General features: G+C 40.3%; 23 protein-coding genes and 1 riboswitch. Of the genes, 8 read left to right on the plus strand and 15 right to left on the minus strand.

Features of this window, described 5'->3' with window-relative positions:
- Positions 1 to 914: 914 nt before the first annotated feature.
- Positions 915 to 1,214 (minus strand): cupin domain-containing protein, encoded by a 300-nt coding sequence (locus DV702_RS07635; protein WP_114924238.1) that lies wholly within the window; start codon positions 1,212 to 1,214, stop codon positions 915 to 917.
- Positions 1,215 to 1,440: 226 nt separating this feature from the next.
- Here DV702_RS07635 and DV702_RS07640 point away from each other — a divergent pair, with 226 nt between their 5' ends.
- Positions 1,441 to 2,520 carry a type III polyketide synthase gene (locus DV702_RS07640; protein ID WP_114924239.1) on the plus strand — a complete coding sequence of 360 codons (1,080 nt, stop codon included), beginning with the start codon at positions 1,441 to 1,443 and terminating at the stop codon, positions 2,518 to 2,520.
- A 1-nt stretch (position 2,521) separates the two neighbouring features.
- On the plus strand, positions 2,522 to 3,049 hold the full coding sequence (locus DV702_RS07645; RefSeq protein WP_114924240.1) for an isoprenylcysteine carboxyl methyltransferase family protein: 528 nt from the start codon (positions 2,522 to 2,524) through the stop codon (positions 3,047 to 3,049).
- A 411-nt stretch (positions 3,050 to 3,460) separates the two neighbouring features.
- Here the strand turns inward: DV702_RS07645 and DV702_RS07650 are convergent, their stop codons facing one another.
- The 4 genes from DV702_RS07650 to DV702_RS07665 are packed head-to-tail and all read right to left on the minus strand — an operon-like array spanning position 3,461 to position 5,740.
- Entirely contained in the window at positions 3,461 to 4,189 is a 729-nt protein-coding gene (locus DV702_RS07650) for a thermonuclease family protein (RefSeq protein WP_114924241.1), read from the minus strand.
- A 17-nt stretch (positions 4,190 to 4,206) separates the two neighbouring features.
- Positions 4,207 to 4,548, minus strand: coding sequence for a fluoride efflux transporter FluC (locus tag DV702_RS07655; RefSeq protein WP_114924242.1), 342 nt, complete (start codon positions 4,546 to 4,548; stop codon positions 4,207 to 4,209).
- Positions 4,545 to 4,919 carry a fluoride efflux transporter CrcB gene (crcB, locus tag DV702_RS07660; protein ID WP_114924243.1) on the minus strand — a complete coding sequence of 125 codons (375 nt, stop codon included), beginning with the start codon at positions 4,917 to 4,919 and terminating at the stop codon, positions 4,545 to 4,547. Before crcB ends, DV702_RS07655 begins: the two co-directional genes overlap by 4 nt.
- A 26-nt stretch (positions 4,920 to 4,945) precedes the next feature.
- On the minus strand, positions 4,946 to 5,740 hold the full coding sequence (locus DV702_RS07665; protein WP_114924244.1) for an alpha/beta fold hydrolase: 795 nt from the start codon (positions 5,738 to 5,740) through the stop codon (positions 4,946 to 4,948).
- 111 nt (positions 5,741 to 5,851) lie between these two features.
- Here DV702_RS07665 and DV702_RS07670 point away from each other — a divergent pair, with 111 nt between their 5' ends.
- Positions 5,852 to 6,364, plus strand: coding sequence for a gamma carbonic anhydrase (locus DV702_RS07670; protein WP_114924245.1), 513 nt, complete (start codon positions 5,852 to 5,854; stop codon positions 6,362 to 6,364).
- A gap of 16 nt (positions 6,365 to 6,380) precedes the next feature.
- Here the strand turns inward: DV702_RS07670 and DV702_RS07675 are convergent, their stop codons facing one another.
- From DV702_RS07675 to DV702_RS07690, 4 genes are all read right to left on the minus strand, one after another.
- A complete protein-coding gene (locus tag DV702_RS07675; RefSeq protein WP_114924246.1) occupies positions 6,381 to 6,800 on the minus strand; it encodes a hypothetical protein in 420 nt (139 codons plus the stop codon).
- A gap of 366 nt (positions 6,801 to 7,166) precedes the next feature.
- The gene (locus DV702_RS07680) at positions 7,167 to 8,279 is read right to left on the minus strand and encodes a Fe(3+) ABC transporter substrate-binding protein (protein WP_371682753.1); all 1,113 of its coding nucleotides are present in this window, start codon (positions 8,277 to 8,279) and stop codon (positions 7,167 to 7,169) included.
- A 257-nt stretch (positions 8,280 to 8,536) separates the two neighbouring features.
- Positions 8,537 to 9,214: an ABC transporter ATP-binding protein gene (locus DV702_RS07685; RefSeq protein WP_371682734.1), complete on the minus strand. Its 678-nt coding sequence runs from the start codon at positions 9,212 to 9,214 to the stop codon at positions 8,537 to 8,539.
- 2 nt (positions 9,215 to 9,216) lie between these two features.
- Positions 9,217 to 10,866 (minus strand): ABC transporter permease, encoded by a 1,650-nt coding sequence (locus DV702_RS07690; protein ID WP_114924248.1) that lies wholly within the window; start codon positions 10,864 to 10,866, stop codon positions 9,217 to 9,219.
- A gap of 297 nt (positions 10,867 to 11,163) precedes the next feature.
- Here DV702_RS07690 and DV702_RS07695 point away from each other — a divergent pair, with 297 nt between their 5' ends.
- Entirely contained in the window at positions 11,164 to 12,876 is a 1,713-nt protein-coding gene (locus DV702_RS07695) for an ABC transporter ATP-binding protein (RefSeq protein ID WP_114924249.1), read from the plus strand.
- 56 nt (positions 12,877 to 12,932) lie between these two features.
- Here the strand turns inward: DV702_RS07695 and DV702_RS07700 are convergent, their stop codons facing one another.
- A complete protein-coding gene (locus DV702_RS07700) occupies positions 12,933 to 13,790 on the minus strand; it encodes a YitT family protein (RefSeq protein ID WP_114924250.1) in 858 nt (285 codons plus the stop codon).
- Between the two features lie 225 nt (positions 13,791 to 14,015).
- Between DV702_RS07700 and DV702_RS07705 the strand changes: the two genes are divergently transcribed.
- Positions 14,016 to 14,180 carry a Fur-regulated basic protein FbpA gene (locus DV702_RS07705; protein WP_114924251.1) on the plus strand — a complete coding sequence of 55 codons (165 nt, stop codon included), beginning with the start codon at positions 14,016 to 14,018 and terminating at the stop codon, positions 14,178 to 14,180.
- Positions 14,181 to 14,250: 70 nt separating this feature from the next.
- On the opposite strand, the gene DV702_RS07710 is transcribed toward DV702_RS07705, so the two are convergent.
- Together DV702_RS07710 and DV702_RS07715 are read right to left on the minus strand one after the other, a co-directional pair.
- Positions 14,251 to 15,405 carry an MFS transporter gene (locus DV702_RS07710; RefSeq protein WP_114925877.1) on the minus strand — a complete coding sequence of 385 codons (1,155 nt, stop codon included), beginning with the start codon at positions 15,403 to 15,405 and terminating at the stop codon, positions 14,251 to 14,253.
- 5 nt (positions 15,406 to 15,410) lie between these two features.
- Positions 15,411 to 16,025, minus strand: coding sequence for a TetR/AcrR family transcriptional regulator (locus tag DV702_RS07715; protein ID WP_162805748.1), 615 nt, complete (start codon positions 16,023 to 16,025; stop codon positions 15,411 to 15,413).
- A 250-nt stretch (positions 16,026 to 16,275) separates the two neighbouring features.
- On the opposite strand from DV702_RS07715, the gene DV702_RS07720 reads away from it, so the two are divergent.
- Together DV702_RS07720 and DV702_RS07725 are read left to right on the plus strand one after the other, a co-directional pair.
- Positions 16,276 to 16,890 (plus strand): hypothetical protein, encoded by a 615-nt coding sequence (locus DV702_RS07720; protein ID WP_114924253.1) that lies wholly within the window; start codon positions 16,276 to 16,278, stop codon positions 16,888 to 16,890.
- On the plus strand, positions 16,877 to 17,638 hold the full coding sequence (locus tag DV702_RS07725) for a DUF3891 family protein (RefSeq protein ID WP_114924254.1): 762 nt from the start codon (positions 16,877 to 16,879) through the stop codon (positions 17,636 to 17,638). The genes DV702_RS07720 and DV702_RS07725 overlap by 14 nt, the downstream gene beginning before the upstream one ends.
- A gap of 337 nt (positions 17,639 to 17,975) precedes the next feature.
- Here DV702_RS07725 and metK read toward each other — a convergent pair whose 3' ends face one another.
- On the minus strand, positions 17,976 to 19,130 hold the full coding sequence (metK, locus tag DV702_RS07730; protein ID WP_240315729.1) for a methionine adenosyltransferase: 1,155 nt from the start codon (positions 19,128 to 19,130) through the stop codon (positions 17,976 to 17,978).
- Positions 19,131 to 19,364: 234 nt separating this feature from the next.
- A riboswitch (SAM riboswitch) is annotated at positions 19,365 to 19,484 on the minus strand.
- A gap of 177 nt (positions 19,485 to 19,661) precedes the next feature.
- Here metK and pckA point away from each other — a divergent pair.
- Positions 19,662 to 21,251: a phosphoenolpyruvate carboxykinase (ATP) gene (gene pckA, locus DV702_RS07735; protein WP_114924256.1), complete on the plus strand. Its 1,590-nt coding sequence runs from the start codon at positions 19,662 to 19,664 to the stop codon at positions 21,249 to 21,251.
- Between the two features lie 264 nt (positions 21,252 to 21,515).
- Here the strand turns inward: pckA and DV702_RS07740 are convergent, their stop codons facing one another.
- Entirely contained in the window at positions 21,516 to 22,307 is a 792-nt protein-coding gene (locus DV702_RS07740) for an alpha/beta hydrolase family protein (protein WP_114924257.1), read from the minus strand.
- The gene (locus DV702_RS07745) at positions 22,291 to 22,758 is read right to left on the minus strand and encodes an NUDIX domain-containing protein (RefSeq protein WP_114924258.1); all 468 of its coding nucleotides are present in this window, start codon (positions 22,756 to 22,758) and stop codon (positions 22,291 to 22,293) included. Before DV702_RS07745 ends, DV702_RS07740 begins: the two co-directional genes overlap by 17 nt.
- Between the last annotated feature and the right edge of the window lie 12 nt (positions 22,759 to 22,770).

Genomic DNA, 22,770 nt, shown 5'->3' on the forward strand with positions numbered 1-22,770 from the left:
TTCTCCTCACTCGAAGAATTCTTTGTGGGGCAGAAAATGAATGTATGTGTGAGGATTCTCCCTACAGAATCGGACGCTTTCCTGAGGGGACGCGGCGGACTCGCCAAAAGTGCGTGGCGATTACGCCTGTCACCCTGATCCTCCAAGAGTCGCCGGTTCTTCCGGGAGAATCCTTGAGTTTTTGTCGGGAAGTTAATTGGTGTTCGGCCTGAAGTTGGAGTGGAGTGAGTGACTTCTTCTTTGTAGTGCAGAAAAAGAGTGTACGTGTTAGGATTCTCCCTACAGAACCGGACGCTTTCCTGAGGGGGCGCGGCGGACTCGCCAGAAGTTCTTTGGCGATTACGCCTGTCGCCCTGATTTTCCAGGAGTCGCCGGTTCTTCCGGGAGAATCCTTGAGTTTGTGTCGGGAAGCCATTTAGTGTTCGTCCAGAAATTAAGTATGGTATGTTCCGCTTCCTGACCAGTGTGGGTGAAGCTTTGGATTACCTGACTGAATGCATATAGAGTCATTGCTTTTCTCACTCCATTCATCTAAACAGTCATAGTAGCTAGCAACACGTCACCGCTTTTTAACTTCAAAAACGGTCGCATGGTATCAGACAAGTCTACTTACTTGGTCTTTCTCCATCTACAAAGAGTGATCAACCTGTCTTGCACACACTAAGTACGGCTGAAGCTGGAAGACGATCGACTCCGGGAGGATCAAGGACGACAGGCGTAACCCGCAGCGCACTTTTGCGGGGTCCGCCGCGTCCCCTCCGGAAAGCGTATCGTCTGGAAGCGCAAGCCGCAAGACACTTCAAGCCAGTTTCACTCCATCCAATCGCCATATTCACTCACTTATTCCCATAAGAAAAGGACTGTCACGGAAAGTCAGATACTACTGACTCTCCCGACAGCCCCTTAAGATACTTTTATGGTTTAGCTTGAATTACGATGAGATCAGATTCTTCAATCGCATGTAAACTATGCTTTTCACGTGGATCCATATGCAATACATTATCGGGCGTTAGTTCAACAGTCTCTCCTTCCACTGTAAAACGAACACGGCCTTTGCGAACGATAATAAATACTTCGCTATCAGCATCATGCTCGGCGATCTCTTCCCCTTTACGTAATTGGATGTTCAGTACTACTGCGTTATCAACTGCCGCCACCCGGTCCATATGCTTTTGTTTTTCTGTTAACTGATTCTTCGTATCCAGTAATTTCATCTCTGTTCTCCCCTTTCTTAATTACATACATTGCACAAAATCTGTCTAAACTAATGATAGAACAACATCATTCCTATTACTAGTTTTTTATCCTCTTAATAGGGAATAGCAAGTAAGACATACTATTTTCTTGTAATAGACTTTTCAATATGTAGACAAGTCTTCATCCATTCTTGCATATAGTCTATAAGAAATGTCACTCATTACTAGTTAACGGAGGTTGCCTATGCCAAAAATTCAATCTATCAGTACAGTTTGTCCACCTGTTGAACTAAAACAGGAAGAAGCCATGAAGTTTGCTCGTTCTCTTTTTTCTGATTCATTTAAAGATATTGATCGTTTACTAAAAGTGTTCCAAAATGGCGAGATCGATACACGTCAAGTTTGTATGCCTTTAGAATGGTATTCCGAACCGCATGATTTTGAAACGAAAAATAATCTTTATATTGAACATGCTGTGACGCTTGGGAAACAGGCGGTAGAGAAATGTTTAACGAACTCAGCCACTTTAGAGCGTTCGGTAGATCCAGCTGAAATCGATGCGATTTTCTTCGTATCTAGCAGCGGACTAGCGACACCTAGTATTGATGCACGACTTATTAATCAATTACCGTTTCGCCATGATATTAAACGTATTCCCATCTGGGGTCTTGGCTGTGCAGGTGGTGCATCGGGTATGAGCCGCGCTTTCGATTATTGTAAAGCTTATCCAGAATCCAATGTTCTAGTACTTGCTTTGGAACTTTGTAGCTTGACGTTCCAGCGTGATGACGTAACAAAAAGTAATCTAGTGGGGGTGTCGTTATTTTCAGATGGTGTAGCATGTGCGTTAGTTTCAGGTGAACAATCCACGATTAAAAGCACCCGTCCAATGCCTGTAATACGTGCAACTTCTTCACGCTTCATGCCTGATTCTGAAGATGTAATGGGCTGGGATATTAAAAATGATGGTTTGCATGTAGTCTTTTCGAAAAGTATTCCAAACGTCATCAAGAGTTGGCTCGGACCATTCGTCCACCAGTTTGTAAAAGAGCAAAATTTATCTATGGAGGATGTTACCCATTTTGTGGCACATCCTGGAGGAAAGAAAGTACTTGACGCCTATGAAAAAGCACTTCATATGGATTCACAGCAAACGGCTACTTCCAAGAAAGTGCTACAACATCACGGCAACATGTCCTCTCCTACCGTGTTATACGTATTAAAAGATTTCATCGAACAACAACCGACTTCAGGAGATATTGGCTTAATGGCAGCATTAGGACCAGGCTTTTGCGGGGAATTACTATTATTGGAGTGGCAGTGAGATGGGCAAATTATTCCTGATCGTTTTCACCATTGTAGTTATTCAACGCCTAGTTGAATTAGGGGTAGCTAAACGCAATGAACAATGGATGCGCAGTCAAGGAGCTATTGAAATAGGGGCTTCGCATTACAAGTGGATGGTTCTTATGCATACAGCATTTTTTATCTCATTACTCGTAGAAGTAGCGTGGTTCGATCGTCCACTTTCTCCATTTTCCAGTTTGTTGTTTAGTTTTTTTCTTCTGATGCAACTGGCACGCATTTGGTGTCTCTCCTCCCTCGGCAAGTTCTGGAATACGAAGATTCTTATTTTACCAGGGGCTACTGTTCAGAAAAAAGGGCCTTACCGCTGGATCCGTCATCCAAACTATGTAATTGTTACAATAGAACTTATAGTATTACCATTATTGTTTAGTGCTTATTTTACCGCTGTACTGTTTCTCGTTTTAAACGCCTGGATGCTTTCGGTACGAATTCCAGCAGAGGAACGAGCATTGCGTGAATTGACGAATTATAATGAGATGTTTTGATAGCAAAAGAGTTTCCGAAATATAGTGCTAGCTGACTTTATTCTAATGAGCGTGATAGGAGACGTATTGTTAGTTTTAGATGGTTTGGATTCAACGGATGGGGGTGGTGGAGACGTTAGGTATGTCGTTTCGTTTCAGCTGGACGCGTTCAGGAGGGCGTGCGGTGAACCACACCTCTAGAGAAAAGATGTACTCCTAACGCTACGATGGTGTTTCACCTGTCACGCTGACCATTCTCAAAGTCGCTGGCTTGTTGTATTCTTCTACTTTCTTTAAGAGGGAGGTTTTACTATTTTAGTTGCCGTTTCTAGATAGCTGGGGTTTTACGGGTGGGAGTAGTTAGAGCTTGTGAGGTAAGTCATTTCTGCAAAATATGATGGAATTATGGTTGTTATTTTTAACTAAATAAAGTCATTCACAAGCCCTTCCATCTCTATTTCGATCTAGTCTGTCCGCATAAGCGGGATGTCCTTTTTTGACGCCGTCTGGATAATTCTTCCGCAGTTCTGTGCAATTTTTAAAGTATTCCTCTTTACCAGAGGTCGGTTGCTTCATAGATTCCTTTGGGTATTTTTCGCTGTCAAAGCCGCGGTCTGTCGCATAGTCCTCTAATGACCAAATGCCGATTCCTGACTTTTTTGCTTGTGACTCTGCGGTCTTGAATGACTCCAAATGCCGAGTATTTGGTGGATAAACATATGCCACCCGCGCAAGTCCTTCTTTCAATAACTGCCCCTGTACACTCTCACCATCTATGTATATATACGCTAGTAATCTCCCGTACTTATCATATTTATCGCCAATATCGAACTCAATTTCTAGTTGTCCTTTTTGCAGTAGCTCTTGATTACGCGTTTTGGCTTGTTGACCGAAAGGCTGCTTCCCTAGACGGGGATGATTCGTTTCAGGCGTATCGATCAATAAGTACCGTACATTTACTTCTTTGCCCTCATATATAATTTTAATCGTATCTCCGTCAATTGTTTTTACTAATTCGACAGGAATCAGACCGGAACGACTCGGTTGTATATCCTCTTCGCCAAAAATTTCAGGAAAATAGATAACCGCAATTGCTACAGCTACAGCGATTAGAAACGAACTAATCCATTTTCCGCTCTTTGTTTGCTTCTTTTCATTCATACATCTATACCTCTTTTCTATAGGCTATACCCAGTATATGCTAAGACTAGACCTAATCCGAATGTCAGTACAGTATAGAGAATCGCACGTGTTTTTTGATCTTCTATCCAATACGTCCATATCTCTTTCATCAATGTCGAGTAAGTCGTTAAAGCACCCGCCACCCCAGTCGCCCAAAATATTAGCCATGCAGTCGGTAATCCCAAGCCGATGATCCATCCTATAAAAAAACAACCGATGCTATTTACGAGTAACGTACCGTAGGGCATAGAACTCTTATTGAGGCGGGCGGCACATTCGTAGCGCAACAATGCACCAAGAATTCCTCCGCAGCCGACCGCCACGTAATGCCATATCATGCAGTCACCTTCTTTGCCAATGAAAAACCGAGTGCCGCCATTGTGAATCCGCCGAATAAGCTGCTTCCGACATAAACAATAGCCATAGGATATAGACCATTTTCTATTAGCTGGATAGTTTCTAAACTGACAGCTGAAAATGTTGTAAAAGCTCCGAGAAAACCAACTGTCATGACGGTTACGGCAAGTGGAGGAAGATGTCCGCCGAGCCTAGCCCATTCTACAAGAAAACAAAGCGATAGCGTTCCGACCATATTCACTGTCAATGTAGCGATAGGAAAAGCACTGTTCATGAGCAGCATTTCTCCTACTAGCAAACGCGCCATTGCTCCAATCCCACCTGCAATCCCTATGTACAGTCGTTCTCTCATTTTTTCACATCCTGGCTTTCTTCGCGTTAGTCAATTACATAGCCAAGGGAGCGAAGAGCATTATTCATAAATGATTGTGTATACAAGTATATATCTTCACGATTTGGTTCCTGCCACACGTCATGGCGTGCTTCTCTCCATTGTTTATACTGCAACTCAGATAACTTTTGTCCAAATGCCCATCGACGCGTGTACTCTTTATCTGTAATTCGATCTAGTTCACCCGTATGCAATAATAAAGGAACGTCTTGTATAACTAAATCTGGTTGCATGACTGATTTCATCAATGTTTGTAATTCGCGATACCAACTACCAGAAACGATTGGCACATAGAGCGGATCTTCTTCAAACTGTTCAAGAAACTCTGGATCACGTGATAATTGATCCACTGTAATTTCGTGGTCTATCGGCGTAGTCTGGGACCACTTTGTTAGCATTTTCGCCCGTATAGGAGGCGTATATTCCAACTGAAGCCACGGGGATGTACAAATCACACCTGCACACTCAATATGCTCCATTTGCAATAAGCGCATTAAAAATGTTGCCCCCATCCCGTGTCCGAATAAAAACAAAGGCAATTTATCATCGAGACCTGTTCGTATCATTTTTTTTATAAATCTCCGATAGTCTTTGAATGCTTCTGTATGAACTTCTACATTTTCTATACCGTGTCCAGGTAGATCACCTGTGACCACATGGAATCCGTTACTTCTTAATTGTTGAATCAACCACACATAGCGTCGATGATGTTCATACGCATTATGAACCATTACAACGACTGCTTTCGGTTTACCTTCAGCTTCCCATTTCCACACGTACATCACTCCCTATTTAACTATCTTACTCTAGTAATTGCATTCTTATGTATCGGAAAAGCCAAAAGTTTGTTACGATAAATTATACATGATTCTAGTAGAAAAGAGGAGATTTGAATGATTTATCCATACGAAGGTAAAATGCCAACTATCGATCCATCTGTTTATATAGCTGATTATGTTACTATTTCAGGAGATGTGACGATTGGACCCGAGTCATCCATTTGGTTTAATACAGTTATTCGGGGGGATGTATCTCCCACAATCATCGGTACTAAAGTAAATGTTCAAGATTTCTGTTGTTTACACCAAAGTCCAAAATTCCCGCTTATTTTAGAAGATGATGTAACAATCGGTCATAAAGTGATGCTTCATAGTTGTACGATCAAAAAAGGCGCGCTTATCGGAATGGGTGCCACTGTGTTAGACGGTGCAGAAGTAGGTGAAGGAGCTTTCATAGGCGCTGGCAGTTTAGTAACCCCCGGAAAGAAAATTCCGCCAAATACTTTGGCTCTAGGCTCACCTGCCCGTGTCGTCCGCGAACTGACTGATGAAGATCGTGCGGATATGACACGAATCGTCGACGAATATGCGCGTAAAGGGCAATTGTATAAAGCGCTGCAAAATTGATTTTCAGAACCACTAGTTAAAGCGGACGATTATTTAATAGAGTGATTAATTTTTCTGACATGTCTACTGTTGCGGTATACACTTGTTGATCCGCAATATACATAAATTGTACAGGATTTCCTAGCCACATATGAATACCGTGGGTCGGTAGATCACCTTCTGCAATGTCATATTCGATTAATAAATCATAATCCGGCATGAAATTTTTTTCGGGATCGCTTTGTTTAGTTGCTGTTTGAACAGCTTGTTCAAAGATAGCTATTTCCTCTGGTCGGACAAACGAAAGAACATATTGCTCATTTATTCCACCGAAATTTTCAAATTGTGATAGTTTCACTTCTTTAACCGAATAGTCAAGAAGAGACATTGTGTTACTTTCATGTGCACATCCAGCTAACAAATAAATTATTAAAACGTAAGGCAGATACTTTATCACTTTTGAACCCCCTAGGTTAATATAATAACATGCCTGTTGATTAACTATAGTATGTATAATTCACTCAGTCATTTATTTGAAAGCGCGTTTGACTATGACGAACGGATCGCATGACGCTGACCTGGATTGTCTTGTGGCTTGCTAAGACGATACACTTTCCGGATGGGCACGTGTAGGGGAAACCCTACACGCTACACTACCTCTACAAATACTCGTCACGAACATCGCATTTCTAAAAAGACAATTCCTTTCTTCGGATCATCGCCAAGCTCGATATAATACTAGACTGTATATGGGATTAAAATGTTCCTTACATGAAGAAGACAATAAAAAAGCAGCCATAAGGCTGCTTTTTCCCCATTCAACTTATTTCCAACCTACTTCATTCATTAATTCTACAGCTTTCGGATTGTATGTTCCGTAGTCTGCGAAATCAATTTTTTGTGGAGTGAATGTACCCCAGCTAGCCATAACTTCTGGTAGTTTAGCTTCTTCGTTCACAGGGAATTCAAAGTTTGCCAATGAAATTTCTTCTTGTGCTTCAACAGTCGTTAAATACTCGATCAATTTCACTGCGTTTTCTTTATTTTTACTATGCTTCACTAAACCAGCACCACTAATATTAATATGTGTACCTGTAGTTTCCTGGTTCGGGAAAAATACTCCTACTTGCTCGAACACTTTTACGTCTTCTGCTTCATCAGATACAGACATACGGCCTACGTAATAACTATTCATAATTGCCACGTCACCAACACCTGCAACAATCGCACGAGCTTGGTCACGGTCTCCACCTTCAGGATCACGCGCTAAATTGTTTGCAATTCCTTGCGCCCATTCTTTCGCCTTCTCTTCACCGTCAAGTGCAATGAGTGATGCCATTAATGATTGGTTGTACAAACTGTCAGATGAACGAACAAGCAATTTGCCCTTCCATTTATCTGTAGCCAAGTCTTCATACGTAGATAGTTCTTCCGGCTTCACACGATCTTTCGAATAGACGATGACACGTGCACGAGTAGATAAACCAATCCATTGATCATCTGTATCACGAAGTTCAGCTGGTACACGTTCGTCAATTTCAGCAGACTCTACTGCTTGTAGTAACCCTTCTTCTTTCGCTGTGTTCAAAATTCCACCGTCTACTGTAATAAATAGGTCAGCTGGTGTGTTTTGACCTTCACGCTTCAAACGCTCGATTAACTCAGGCGCCTTTGCTTCAATGACATTTACTTTAATGCCTGTCTTTTCTTCAAAGTCTTCATAAAGAATAGCGTCTACATCGTAATGTCTAGCTGTATAAACATTTACTTCACCGCCAGTTTTTTCTTCCTCTTTCGCAGTGTCTTCTGCAGGTGCTTCTTCTTTTGCAGGTTCTTCTGTTTGCTCTTCTTTTTCAGAACTTGAGCTACATGCGCCTAAAATTGCTGCTAACAACAATAAAGCAAATGCCCATAATAACGAACTTTTCTTCAATATATTTCTCCCCTTGTCCTTTGTTCTAGTGAATCTATCACTTGGTAATGAGAATCATTTTCACTGCTATGCAAATCATAATATATTCCCGAGTAAAAAGCTAGTTTTTATTTTTCATTTTTTCTAAATATTTCACGCTGTCACTTTTCAGTCAAAATTAGTTTGGATTTGTGAAAAAAGGTCTTGTTCAGAAAGTCCGTGCTACTTGATTTCCTGTGATGTTTTTTATGGAAATGACTTATTGGACGAACCCCTCTGCTTTATACCGAAACGACTTCTTTGTTTGTTCCTACATAAGTAGCGCAATCGATGTAGATCGTCCGGTCACAAATTGCGTCTACATCTGCTTGATCGTGCGAAACGAATAAACAAGTAATATTTGCTTTCTGCAAAATATCTCGAACTTCCATACGGATTAACGATTTCAGATTAGTGTCTAAATTACTGAACGGCTCATCCATTAATAAAATAGAAGGTGCTGGTGCCAATGCCCTAGCCAATGCGACGCGTTGTTGCTGTCCACCGCTCAACTCATGGGGATAGCGTTTCGCATACTCTTGTAACTGCACTAGCTCTAACATTTCATTCAACCGTGCTTTTCTTTCTGCCCGCTTTAATTTATGCAGTCCAAAACAAATATTCTCACCTACTGTTAAATGGGGGAACAATGCATAGTTTTGAAATACCATGCCGACGCCCCGCTTCTCCGCTTCAATATAAATTCGATCCCCTACAATTTGTCTGCCATCTAATTCGATACTGCCGCCAGTCGGGTCTTCTAAACCTGCAAGCAATCGCAATAACGTGCTTTTTCCACTACCGCTTGCTCCCACGATACCTACAATCTCACCTTTTTCGATTGAAAGTGAAAACCGATCAATCACAGGATTTTGTTTTCTGGAATAGTGAAAAGATAAATTTTGAATTTGTACGAACATAATCATCGCTTCTCCTCGAATCGTAATAGTATGATCACCGACAAAATACTTAGACAGATTAGCAGTAATGAAGAGGGCGCCGCTTCATATATCCGTTCATCAATTGCATATTGATACGTTCTCGTAGCTAATGTATCAAAGTTAAAAGGGCGCAATAACAATGTTAACGGAAGTTCTTTCATAATTTCTAAAAAAGCTAATGCAAATCCAATTAAAATAGATCCTCTTAATAAAGGAAATTCCACTTTCCAGAAGGTATATGTTAATCCTCTGCCAAGTAGGAATGATGCTTCTCGGTACGAGGGCGGAATTTTGCTATAGCCCGACTCAACAGCATTAAACCCTTGAGCCATGAATCGGATAACATACCCCGTAATGAGCATCGCGATCGATAAACTCAATACTAACGTTCCTGATTGTACACCCAAAAGGACTGGGTAAAGAAATGCTAATTTTTCGTCTAGCGTAATAAACAATGCCAGTACGCCAATTGCTACAACAGCACCAGGTACCGCATACCCCGACGTCATGACACGAGCTAATAAGTTCGAAGACACCGAAGGATATAAATTAATCGTTCGTGCTGCTAAAATCGCAAAGAAACTAATAATCAATGCTCCGAATAAAGCGGCAAGCAAACTATTCGTCATCAAACTTAAAAAGTCCGCGCGCCATACCTTTTCATACGTTTTTAACGTCCATTGAATGAGTTGAATAAACGGAATCAAAAACGCCATAAGGAAAACTGCCATACACGTCAACGTAGCCCCCCAAGCGGTCACGCCATGAAGCTTTCTCCTAGCAAGAGGTCTGCTTTGAGTGACATTCGTATCGTATTTTCGACGTTTGCGTAAAAATCTTTCAAGCATAAAGATACCTAAAATAATGAGTAATAACCACGCGGCTAAACGCATAGCTGCATGAATATCGTACATACCAAACCACGTTTGAAAAATAGCTGTAGATATTGTACGTACACCGAAGAAACTAGCCACGCCGTAATCGCTCAATACTTCAAATATGATAAGCATCGCCCCAGCAATAATAGCTGGACGCGCAATCGGTAGTACTAAACGGAAAAATAACTGAAAACCGTTCAACCCAAGTGTCTTTGCGCTTTCAATATAAGCTGCACTTTGTTTCTCAAAATAGTTTAACGTAATCATATACACATAAGGATATAAAAATAATGTTAAAACAAAAATGGCTCCGCGCAATGACATAATTTCAATTGTTCCCGGTGTAAATTGATAATCCCAATGATTGCGGAAATATGATTGAATGATCCCCGTATAACTCGTCATCGTACTGTATGTGTATGCCGCAATATATGGTGGAATCGCTAACGGCAAAATAAGCAACCACTTAAATTGCTTACGCATCGGAAATTCATAGGCCGCCACAATCCATGCCAATAGTAAACCAATAGCAGTGGATAAAAATCCTACTGAACCTACTAACACTAATGAACCTTTAATATAATCTGCGAGTAAAAATTCTTTAATATGCTGCCAATTGTCGCTTGTCGGTTGGAAGAAGCTAAGAACGACATACGCTACAGGCATGACGATCACTGCTGCACCAAGCATCGTCACTATAAACCAACTGTTCAATCGACGGCGCAGTTCACGTAACCAAATAGATTTATTCATTATGTATAAAACCAACTTTACTATGCCTAAAGGCTATTTTAATAAGAATCGAATGCTTGTGTAATTAATGATTTTCATTATTAAGTATATAGGTATCCTTCAAAATTTGCACCACTTTCACAAAAATTCAATGAATTCATATAAAGAAATAAAAAGGATCTACATAATTTGATCGAAACAAATAATTATTACTTCTACACTTCATCCGATACACTCTTTGTAGTATGCTAACATTTTAGATGATTTCATCTTTCACTTTATCATACTTGCATTATATCAACTGAAAGGAATTACATCATGATTACACAATTTTTTTCCTACTACAAGCCTCACCGCCGTTTGTTTCTGATCGACTTTTTCAGCGCAATTATTGTAGCTCTTCTTGAACTTGCATTTCCTCTGGCGGTGCAATGGTTCATCGATGGGCTACTTCCATCAGGTGATTGGAGTCGTATCGTTACAGTTAGCTTTTTATTGCTCATCGTCTATTTAGTCAGCACATTTCTACATTACATTGTGAGTTATCTAGGACATAAACTCGGAATTAATATAGAAACAGATATGCGTCGCGAACTATTCGAACATGTCCAAAGACAGTCGTTCCGTTTTTTTGATAATACAAAAACCGGACATATTATGACACGCATCACGACAGATTTGTTCGATATTGGCGAACTAGCCCACCACGGACCTGAAGATGCATTCATAGCAGTTATGACTATTATTGGCGCCTTTGGATTAATGTACACGATCAACCCTGAGCTAGCACTCATCGCAATCGTGATGGTTCCTCTACTTGCGGTAGTTGTGACTTTCTGTAATAAGAAGATGAATGTTGCATGGCATAAAATGTATCAAAATATTGCAGATGTAAATGGACGTGTAGAAGATTCTGTTGCCGGCTCACGAGTGGTCAAATCTTTTACAAATGAAGAGTTTGAATTACGCCGTTTTCAAACAGACAACCGCCACTTCCGAACTGCTAAACTTCAAGCGTATAAAGTAATGGCTTGGGCTACTTCTTCCATGTACATGCTTACACGTCTCGTCACACTCGTCATTTTGATTGTCGGCGCTTGGTTCACAGTAAATAATAAGTTGACATATGGTGAACTAGTCAGCTTTATTTTATTCAGTAATATTTTGATTAAGCCAATCGATAAAATTAGTGCCTTACTGGAATTATACCCTAAAGGCATGGCAGGATTTAGTCGGTTCCGACAACTGATGAATACAGCACCCGAAATTAACGACGTAAAAGATGCAATAGTAGTGGAACAGCTACAAGGAAATATTCAACTTTCCAATGTTACGTTTGGCTACGAACCGAAAAGACCTGTTTTACGCAATATTGACTTGACGATACGAGCAGGACAAACTGTCGCATTTGTCGGGCAGTCTGGAGCAGGGAAAACTACCATCTGTTCACTCATCCCGCGATTTTATGATGTGGATGAAGGTTCTATCACGATAGACGGCATAGACATCCGGAAAATAACGCAGAAGTCTTTACGTAACCAAATTGGAATTGTCCAACAAGACGTTTTCTTGTTTACTGGAACGATTCGGGAGAACATCGCTTACGGTAGATTGGATGCAACGGATGAAGAAGTATATGAAGCGGCACATAAAGCGCATCTGACAGAGCTAATCAATAGTATGCCAAACGGTTATGAAACACAAATTGGCGAACGGGGATTAAAACTGTCGGGAGGTCAAAAGCAACGATTGGCGATTGCGCGTATGTTCTTAAAAAATCCACCTATTTTAATTTTAGATGAAGCTACTTCCGCTCTCGATACAGAAACAGAAAGAATTATCCAAAAATCTCTTGAAGAACTATCTGTAAATCGAACAACACTCGTAATTGCACACCGACTGACTACTATACGCAACGCAGATCAAGTAATTGTGATGTCAGAAGATGGCATTGAAGAACAAGGTACGTATGATTCGCTTTTAAAGCAACGAGGGGCTTTCGCTAAGCTACATGAAGCAAATCAAGTCTAACTAAAAAAGGAGCTGTCGCAAAGTTCGTCATGAACGATTGCGACAGCTCCTTTTTCTTATGCCAATTTCTCTCCTTCTTTTCTAAAGAAGCCGAATATCCCTACAGTCTGAACGATATTTGTAAAAGCTTGCGGATCTGTTTCGTTTATAATCCGCTCCAAATCATACAGTTCATAACGCGTGATGACTACATACAACATACTTTTGTCTTCATTTGAATAGGCACCTTTTGCCGGCAAAATTGTAATTCCGCGTACCATTTGACGGTGGATCGCTTGCTGAAGATCTTCTGCCTGCCTCGTAATGATCATTGCTGTAACTTTTTCATGACGCGTATGGATCATGTCAATAACAGATGTCGTTACATAAAGTGCAATCATCGTATACAACGCATTCTCCGGCTCATAAAGAATGCCTGCCACTAATATGAGAATTCCATTGAGCACTAAAAAGTAGATTCCGATTGGTTTATCTTGCATACGCGACAAAATCATTGCAACAATATCCATTCCTCCAGTAGACGCTCCGAGCTTGAGTGAAATTCCGACACCCACACCTGCTAACACACCACCAAAAACAGCATTCAGCATAATATCATCTGACATGGAAGTTAAGGGCAACAACTCAAGAAATAATGTAGCAAATGCAACTGAAACGATACTGTAGATTGTAAAACCTTTACCGACTTTAAACCAACCAAGAATAAAAACCGGAATATTGAATAGTAACAATAAAATACCCGTACTAATAGAAATCCCTAGTTGATCCATTAAAACACTTGATACCAACTGCGCAGCACCTGCAAAACCACTTGCGTAGACATTGGCATTAATGAGAAAAAAGTTTAGCGATATCGCCATAAGCAATGAACCTAAAATAACGACCGCAATTCGTTTTGCTTCAATAAAAAACATAGTAACCTCCTATGGTAAATAACAAATTTATGCACGAATTAGATTATAACGATTCTCCCCTCAGATTGGTACCCATAAACAAAATATTTTTATTTGCCTGCATTTCGCCTAATTAGAATTTAACTGAATCGAATAAAATTCAAAGTATTCCATCTATACGCGTCTCGGTTTAACTTGGTCGTTAACTGGCTATAGTTAGAGTGGGAATCAAGGAGGAAATGCAAGATGAAAAAAGAGAAAAATTATAGCGAAAACAACCGCGACAAAGTAATTGAAGAACTTGTTTCAAATGGGGTATTTAAAATTGATGGGAAACAATTGTATGAATTGCCACTTCACTCGTTATTAGCTGAATATGAAGCTTTTGGCAATCCAGAAGTACAAATGTAATGACACAACAAGTATTAAGAGACGTCACCGCTATATTTGGTGACGTCTCTTTAAATTTTCACCGTACTGCTTACATTTGAGCTTCAACGGTCTTTTCTTTAGTAACGAATCGATATACAAGCATTAAAAGCACGGTTACTCCTAGTGCGCCACCAATAATAAAGTACTGGAAGCGAATGGCTGGTAATCCTGCAAGTCTAGCGATCCCATCTAAAACGAGTGGTGAGCTAAATTGACCGACGTATATAGCACTAGATACGGTAGCTATAACACGATCACTATACAAAGGATTTACTAAGTTTAACGCTTTCACATTAATAATTGGGAACAAGATCCCCTGACCAAAACCTACCATGCATGTACAAGCCAAAATAATTGGCACAGAATGACTAAATGATAACCCCACAAACGCTATCCCCATCACTAATAAACTAAGAGGCATAATATACGACTTCAACGTGTCTTGTAATTGGATTAACGTTAAACTTGTAACCATCCCTCCGACAGTCGTAAACGATATCACTGTACCTGCTAATCCAGCTCCACCAATGTTACTCTGTTCAAGATATAGCGCCATATTAGTCGCTACCGAATAATAAACGAGCATGACACCTGCTGATGCAAGTGCATAACCGAAAACAGCAAGAGGAAGCTTTAATTTCGTCGCTTGACGGTCTCTTTTCATCGGTTGATCTTTCGGCAAGAAAAAATAGACTAGAATAATGATTACAACACCCATTAAATATACATTAAAAGGCGCTCTCCAACTAATAGCCGCCAAATAACCGGCTAACATCATCGTTAAAATTCCACCAAAGTTACTAAATGCCGAGTTATATCCCATCATTTTCACTTGTTCTCTACCTCTAAAATGGTCACTAATCAGCGTGATCCCAAGCGGCATAACGAGTCCAACTCCTGCACCAAGCACGAAACGAAACGCAAGCAACATTTCAATTGTATTCGTGAATTGTGCGCCTACCCCTGCTATAACATAAATAGATAAACCGATTAACACAATTGTCCGTTTCGCTATTTTGGATGTCAAATAGCTAGAAATGAATGTGAACGGTATAATGAATAAAGAAGGTGCAGTTAAAATTAACTTAATCAGCACAGGATCGGCATCCGGAAAATTGGCAGCGATTAATCCAAGTGCTGGAGATATCGCTGCTCCTGCCATCACGGTCGCCATGGAAATAGCAATAATAGTCGGCTTCAACATCCGTTTCACTCGGAATCCTCCTCTGTAGCCTTTCTTGTTAGTTGGCGAAGAACTTTGTCTGCAGATACTTCAATCGGCACCATTTTACGTGCATTAGATAAAAGCAATCCATGAACTAATGACAAATGATAAATCGCCAACTCTTCAGCATCACCTTCAATAAATTCTCCGTTTTTTTGTCCTTTTTCAATGATTAAAGCTATCCTCTGAACCATTTCTCGGTATTTTTCTACTATTTCTTTTTTAACTTCTACAGGTAAATGATCCGAATATAACGCTTGAATGATTAATATGTGGCGGTATACACCTTCTTTTAACGAACCCGAATGAGTCACTTCTGTAAGTTGTTTTAATTGTTCAAGAGGATTGTCGTATTTTTCTTCTACGTCGTTGATCGTATTCAGCAATGATTCTAGTAATTCTAAAATTACATGAACATATAAATCTTCTTTAGATTTAAAGTAATGATAAAACAATCCATGACTAATCTCTGCTTTGTTTGTAATTTCACTAATTTTCGTTGCGGCATACCCTTTCATTCCAAATAACTCAATTGCGGCATCTTTTAACTGCAGTTGCCTTATATCACGAATACCTTGAAACTTTTTATTATTACGCAAAGACATAAGAATCCATCAACTCATTTCAATTTATTGATTGACTCAAAAGTCAACGGTGAACAGTGTACTGTTTTTCACACCTAGTTGTCAACTATTAGTAAGTAGCTTTAGATATTAAAAAATGATGCAATATTGAGTAGGTAGTATTTCCTTATTGAAAGTACGTGATTTAATTCAGGAAAAGAGGGTATTACTAATACGTTAAGTAAGTTAATATGCTGATTCTTCTTTGCAAAGGAGACGATATGTTTTGTTTGGTTTAAAAGATTTATTTATGCTGGCAATCTCTGCATTCATTATTTTGCCTATCTCTACATTTATTCGAGAAGCTGGATATTTTATTATAAGCAGTCTATTTGGCGTAAAAAACCCAAGACTCACAATAGGGTCAGGACCTAGACTTTTTAAACTTAAATTTTTAGATGTTCGAAAGTATTATCACGTGCATAGCTGGTTTACGTTTGACTCCATTCGTTCAAAAAGTAAATTTGCTTATATATGCATTTACGCCGGCCCAATACTTATTAATTTCATTTTAGCTTTAACTATTAATGCTTTTCTTGCGAATGGATACTTGCAAGAGGGTGAAAAGTTTTGGAATTTATTTATTTTCTACTCGTTATACTTTGTTTTATATGACGCTATTCCAATGAATACAGTAAATGGTAAGCCAAATAACGGTATGATTATTTACGAACTTTTGCGTTATGGAAAACGAATAGATTATAATACGGAACCTTTAATTGTAGGTACTACGGAAGCCGAAAAAGAACATGAGCAGGAAGTAAAAGAATTCGAGAAGACAAAAGAAGAACTTGAAAAAAGCTTAGTTCAGGAAAGGAAGAAAGACGATGATCGTACGTGAGCATGAAAAAGAATTCATTTTGATTGAACAGCATAACCACGGGCATCTTGCGAAAGATATTATGAGCAAGTTCAGTAAAGCAATGTTTCCTGAAGATCGTTGGAGAGAATCTATTTTGACCGCAATTGCCAACCATGACATCGGCTGGTCCTCCTTCGATCGTCAGCCTTTTTGGAATGATGAGAAATTAGCTCCCTATCGTTTCACAGACTTTCCTTTATTACCTAAAATCGTACTATACAAGCAGGGTATCGACTGTGTGGAGACGATGGATCCCTATGCTGCAATGCTTTGCAGTTTTCATTACGAGCAGTTTATAGAAAACAACGAAGAGAGAGAAGCCAAACAATTCGTCGAACAAGAACACAAACGCCGTGAACGATTAGCTAGCCAGGTAGAAGGTTTTAACCATATACTATTTGAAAAGCATTATGCTCTACTGCAATTGGGAGATAATTTCTCTTTATATTGTTGCGTGAATGATCCAGGTGTAACTAAAGAGCACGAACATATCTTTTTCCAAAACGGCATCCCGTCACCAAGCGTATTCCCCGAACTACCCAGCGGCAGAATACCAATACATTTCGCAGATGAACATTCCATTCGCGTAGAACATTTCCCTTTCACAGAGGGCTTTTCTGTTGAATATATACAACGGGTGATTCGCAAAGACACGATTGCTGAAGTAGGCCTGCAAGCTGTGTATGATCAGGCAAACGAAGAACGCATAACGCTGCATTTTTGTTAGAAAGGGGTGGTAGCGCGAAGTGTATCGAAGCTAGCGCTAGACGACTTCGTGCCGTTTCTGATTTTGAAGAGTGATAGGTTCACTGAAGCCACTTCAGCGCTCGCGACTGCGATAGGCATCAGTTGTCGTTCATTGTAGTCAATGGCTGGCATGTAATTTAGTATAGTAAACAACACTCTATCATCTGTCCGCACCAACGAAGAAGCAACTGTGGGATTGGCCTGAGCCAGGAGACAACTAGCAACTAAGCTAGTTGACTCACAACCACATACAATTCCCTACAAATTAACCAAATAAAAAAGCCGGAAAAAGGGAATTCCCCTCTTCCGACACCTTGTTATTGTTTAATACTCACCTTACTAGCCAAATCCTTTAAAGCATCTACCTTATCCGTCTGCTCCCAAGGCAATTCGATATCCGTACGACCAAAATGACCATAAGCTGCAGTCTGCTTGTAAATTGGACGACGCAGATCAAGCATCTTAATAATTCCAGCCGGACGTAAATCAAATAACTCTCGAACGAACTCGACCAACTGTGATTCAGACAGACGACCCGTATCAAACGTATTAATAGATATGGATACCGGACTTGCGACACCGATCGCATAAGCTAGTTGAACTTCACAATGTTCTGCTAATCCTGACGCTACAATATTCTTTGCAACATAACGTGCCGCATAAGAAGCTGAACGATCCACCTTCGTCGCATCCTTACCAGAGAATGCTCCACCACCGTGGCGTGCATATCCGCCGTACGTATCTACAATGATTTTACGTCCTGTCAGACCTGAATCCCCCTGAGGACCGCCTACTACGAAACTTCCTGTTGGATTAATAAAGTATTTTGTATGCTCATCTAATAATTCTTTTGGAACAACAGCACTAATCACTATTTCTTTTACATCTCTTTCGATTTGTTCAAGAGTTACTTCTGGATGATGTTGTGTCGAAATGACGATTGTATCTATTCGCACCGGATTATTTTTCTCATCATATTCTACAGTCACTTGTGTTTTACCATCCGGACGCAAATACGGAATAAGCTCCGTCTTACGCGCTTCAGCCAAGCGGCGTGCCAATTTATGAGACAAACTAATAGGTAAAGGCATTAATTCTGGTGTTTCATTACATGCATAGCCAAACATTAATCCTTGGTCCCCTGCGCCGATTGCATCTAACTCTTCATCTGACATAGAACCTTCACGCGCTTCTAATGCTACATTGACACTTGCAGCGATTTCTGGTGATTGTTCATCAATAGAAGTCAAAACAGCGGACGTTTCATAATCAAAGCCGTATTTTGCGCGTGTATAACCGATTTCCTTCACCGTATCACGGACAACTTTCGGAATATCGACGTAAGTTGTTGTTGTAATTTCACCCATTACAAGAACAAGTCCTGTCGTAATACTTGTTTCGCAAGCTACACGTGCATTTGGATCTTCCACTAAGATGGCATCTAAAATGGCATCTGAAATTTGGTCGCACATCTTGTCAGGATGGCCCTCTGTAACTGATTCTGATGTAAACAGTCGACGATTTGTCAATTTTGTTTCCCCCTATAGTAAGCAACATGATACGGTACTCTCATAAGTCCCTGGTAAAGTTCCACGCCTAGACGTCAAGCATATACCATAAGGATTCAGGGCTAGACAATATAAAAAGCCCTCCACTCATTTTCAATCCATGAGTAAAAGGCAAAATTTCACGCGCAGCACCTTTCACTCTTATCGTCCAAGGAATTTAACCTTGCTTCAGGTTTGGCACCTTCGCGCTAGACTGTCGTCTATTGCAGGTTGCCGGGTTTCACAGGGCCTGTACCCTCCACCAACTCGGGATAAGAGTATCCGTTCATGTCACATCTTATAAAAAAGTTTGGATTTTGTCAATTTTTTTCTACCAAATCACTTGAGTTTTGAATTAGTATAGATTATTATTCTTAATGTGTTATACTATTTACGAATTAAGATATTCTACTTAAATTAAAAATAAAACGACTACGCAAAGGACGGTATGTGAATATGATATCTGCAAAAATTGATGATAGTTTAAAAAGTCTTCTAACCGGAAGCAATGTGACGATCCAAGCGTCTGTGGCAGAATTAACTGAAAAAGCAGTAAGCAGAGGAGAAGCTCAACTTACAGCAGATGGCTCTGTTGCCGCGCGTACTGGAAAATATACAGGACGCTCTCCTAAAGACAAATTCATCGTTGAAGATGCAGTGTCTAAAGATAAAGTTGATTGGGGTACTACAAACCGTCCTATCTCTCCTGAAGCATTTGATTCATTATACACGAAAGTAATCGATCATTTGAAGGCAGAAGACGAATTATTTGTATTTAAAGGATTTGCGGGTGCAGATAAAGATTCCCAGCTTTCGATTCAAGTGATTAACGAAAAAGCATGGCAAAACTTGTTTGTTCACCAATTGTTCATTCGTCCTACTAAAGAAGAATTAGAAAATCATGAAGCTCAATTTACAATCTTAGCTGCACCTTCGTTTAAAGCAGATCCAGAAGTAGATGGTACAAATTCTGAGACTTTCATTATTCTATCACTTGAGAAGCGAATTGTCCTAATCGGTGGAACAGAATATGCCGGAGAAATGAAAAAGTCTATTTTCTCTGTTATGAACTTCTTGCTTCCTGAACAAGGGATCCTATCTATGCACTGTTCTGCAAACGTTGGAGAAGAAGGCGATGTCGCATTATTCTTCGGCCTTTCAGGTACTGGTAAAACTACACTTTCTGCAGATGCTGACCGTAAGTTAATCGGTGACGATGAGCACGGCTGGTCCGATAATGGAGTGTTCAATATCGAAGGTGGATGCTATGCGAAATGTATTAACCTTTGTAAAGAGAACGAACCAGAAATCTTCGGTGCGATCCGTTTCGGTTCTGTTTTAGAAAACGTAGTTCTGGACGAAGAAACACGCGTACCGGATTATGATGATAAATCACTTACTGAGAATACACGCGCAGCTTATCCTATAGAAAATATTGATAATATCGTGACACCATCTGTTGCTGGTCATCCAAAAAACATTATTTTCCTAACAGCTGACGCTTCAGGAGTATTACCTCCAATCTCAATTTTGACAAAAGAACAAGCAATGTACCACTTCCTAAGTGGATTCACATCTAAACTGGCTGGAACAGAGCGTGGCATTACTGCTCCTGAACCAACATTCTCTACTTGCTTCGGTTCTCCATTCTTACCACTTCCTGCAGCAACATATGCAGAAATGCTTGGAAAGAAAATCGAAGAACACGGTTCAAAAGTATTTCTAGTTAATACTGGTTGGACTGGCGGAGTATTTGGCGTAGGTTCACGTATGAACTTAGGTTACACACGTACAATGGTGCGTGCTGCCATTGCCGGCGAATTAGACAATGTGCCTACGAAAAAGAACGAAATGTTTGGGTTGGACATGCCTCTTGAAATTGCAGGAGTACCTACAAATGTCTTACACCCACGTTACGCTTGGGAAGATCCTGCTGAGTATGACAAAGAAGCCAGCCGTCTAGCAGAGGCTTTCCGCGAAAACTTTAAGAAGTTTGATCATGTGTCAGAAGATATTGCAATTAAAGGCGGTCCACCCGTCCGTTAATTTTCTTAATAAAAACCTTGCAGAATTACTTTGCAAGGTTTTTTCTATTTATAAGCCTGTAGATTATCCAAAGAAAGGAATTGGAATTTGAAAATTAAGTGCTTTTGACAAGTAATTGTAGAGGTAGTGCATCGTCTGGAAGCGCAAGCCGCAAGACACTCCAAGTCAGCTTCACTTCATTCAACTGCCATAGTCAAAATCACTTGTAACTAAATGAATGAGAGAATTATACATAATTAAGTTAATCAACAGGCTTTGTTCTAATTACTGTCGTTTCATCCAATCTACCGCATCTTTCACAAGTTGCCGATTCATCTCGGGCGGAATGTAATGGTTATATCCTTCTAAATACCACGCTTCATACGATCGGTCAGCATCACGTAATGCATTTTCCAATAGTAACGCTTGTTCAAATGAAACATTCATATCTAACGTGCCATGAATAATCAATGTCGGAATCGTTATATTATGGACGCGAAATAAAGCCGTTCTCTCTCTATAAGCATCAGGTTGGTTGTTCGGTGTACCGCCAATAACCCTCTTCATCATGCGCCGCATATCTTTGCGTTCTTTATACGTAAATACCACATCAGATACACCAGCCCATGTCACCATTGATGTGAGATCATCTCGCAAAATGGCTACCCATAACGCCATGATTCCTCCACGAGAGAAAGAAAATAAATGAATCCTTTCAGTATTTAATGAGGATTGTTGTTTTAAGACATCAACACCTGCTACTGCGTCATTGCGGTCCGCCCCTGCAAATTCATCCTTTCCCTCTCCTCCACGATTTCCGCGATAATAGGGAGCAAAGACGATCAATCCACAGGAAGCGAACTGGGCGATGCGCGCTGGCCGAACCATCCCTACATGCTGGATCCCACCGCGCAAATATAGAAGACCCTCATAATAACCCGGCGCTTTAGGCGTTGCTAGCAGGCCTTTTACACGCAAACCATCTGACCAATACGTTATTTCTTCCAACTGCACGGAAGGATTCGGTGAAGGATACTCTCGTCGACAAACAATCGTGCCATTAGACGGTTCGCCCATTTTCTTCCACCCACTTCCTGAGTTCACTCATTCCGCGATCTTTCATATGAAAGCTTAAATCAGTGCAAGCATCTAGTTCCTCATCAGTCATCCAAACTGCACCTTCTGTTTCCAATAACGTATAATCATTTTCGATATGCACAACCTCCCCAGTAAAAACAGCTTTGCAAAATGGCGGTTCCGTAAAGACTACATATTCAGCAAATGATTGAACATTTGTAATTGTGACACCTGTTTCTTCTAATGTTTCACGAATGGCAGCTTGCTTAATCGTTTCACCCGGCTCCGCCTTGCCACCCGGAAATTCTACTCCACGAATGCGATGTTTAGTCAACAACCATCGATCACCGTGCTTCATCACGACTAGTACATGTCTTGATTCAATGTTATGCGGATTATGTCCGAAAGTTAATTCGACATTCGCTCCATTCAAATCTTCAAATTTCAACAATTGGCTCACGTC

Origin of the sequence: Sporosarcina sp. PTS2304 (assembly GCF_003351785.1) — a bacterium.
Classification (GTDB): Bacteria; Bacillota; Bacilli; order Bacillales_A; family Planococcaceae; genus Sporosarcina.

Coding starts and splice junctions, on each gene's coding strand:
- DV702_RS07635 (WP_114924238.1), bottom strand. CDS start 1,214: ATGAAATTACTGGATACGAAGAATCAGTTAACAGAAAAACAAAAGCAT.
- DV702_RS07640 (WP_114924239.1), top strand. CDS start 1,441: ATGCCAAAAATTCAATCTATCAGTACAGTTTGTCCACCTGTTGAACTA.
- DV702_RS07645 (WP_114924240.1), top strand. CDS start 2,522: ATGGGCAAATTATTCCTGATCGTTTTCACCATTGTAGTTATTCAACGC.
- DV702_RS07650 (WP_114924241.1), bottom strand. CDS start 4,189: ATGAATGAAAAGAAGCAAACAAAGAGCGGAAAATGGATTAGTTCGTTT.
- DV702_RS07655 (WP_114924242.1), bottom strand. CDS start 4,548: ATGATATGGCATTACGTGGCGGTCGGCTGCGGAGGAATTCTTGGTGCA.
- crcB (WP_114924243.1), bottom strand. CDS start 4,919: ATGAGAGAACGACTGTACATAGGGATTGCAGGTGGGATTGGAGCAATG.
- DV702_RS07665 (WP_114924244.1), bottom strand. CDS start 5,740: ATGTACGTGTGGAAATGGGAAGCTGAAGGTAAACCGAAAGCAGTCGTT.
- DV702_RS07670 (WP_114924245.1), top strand. CDS start 5,852: ATGATTTATCCATACGAAGGTAAAATGCCAACTATCGATCCATCTGTT.
- DV702_RS07685 (WP_371682734.1), bottom strand. CDS start 9,214: ATGTTCGTACAAATTCAAAATTTATCTTTTCACTATTCCAGAAAACAA.
- DV702_RS07690 (WP_114924248.1), bottom strand. CDS start 10,866: ATGAATAAATCTATTTGGTTACGTGAACTGCGCCGTCGATTGAACAGT.
- DV702_RS07695 (WP_114924249.1), top strand. CDS start 11,164: ATGATTACACAATTTTTTTCCTACTACAAGCCTCACCGCCGTTTGTTT.
- DV702_RS07700 (WP_114924250.1), bottom strand. CDS start 13,790: ATGTTTTTTATTGAAGCAAAACGAATTGCGGTCGTTATTTTAGGTTCA.
- DV702_RS07705 (WP_114924251.1), top strand. CDS start 14,016: ATGAAAAAAGAGAAAAATTATAGCGAAAACAACCGCGACAAAGTAATT.
- DV702_RS07710 (WP_114925877.1), bottom strand. CDS start 15,405: ATGTTGAAGCCGACTATTATTGCTATTTCCATGGCGACCGTGATGGCA.
- DV702_RS07725 (WP_114924254.1), top strand. CDS start 16,877: ATGATCGTACGTGAGCATGAAAAAGAATTCATTTTGATTGAACAGCAT.
- metK (WP_240315729.1), bottom strand. CDS start 19,130: ATGTGCGACCAAATTTCAGATGCCATTTTAGATGCCATCTTAGTGGAA.
- pckA (WP_114924256.1), top strand. CDS start 19,662: ATGATATCTGCAAAAATTGATGATAGTTTAAAAAGTCTTCTAACCGGA.
- DV702_RS07740 (WP_114924257.1), bottom strand. CDS start 22,307: ATGGGCGAACCGTCTAATGGCACGATTGTTTGTCGACGAGAGTATCCT.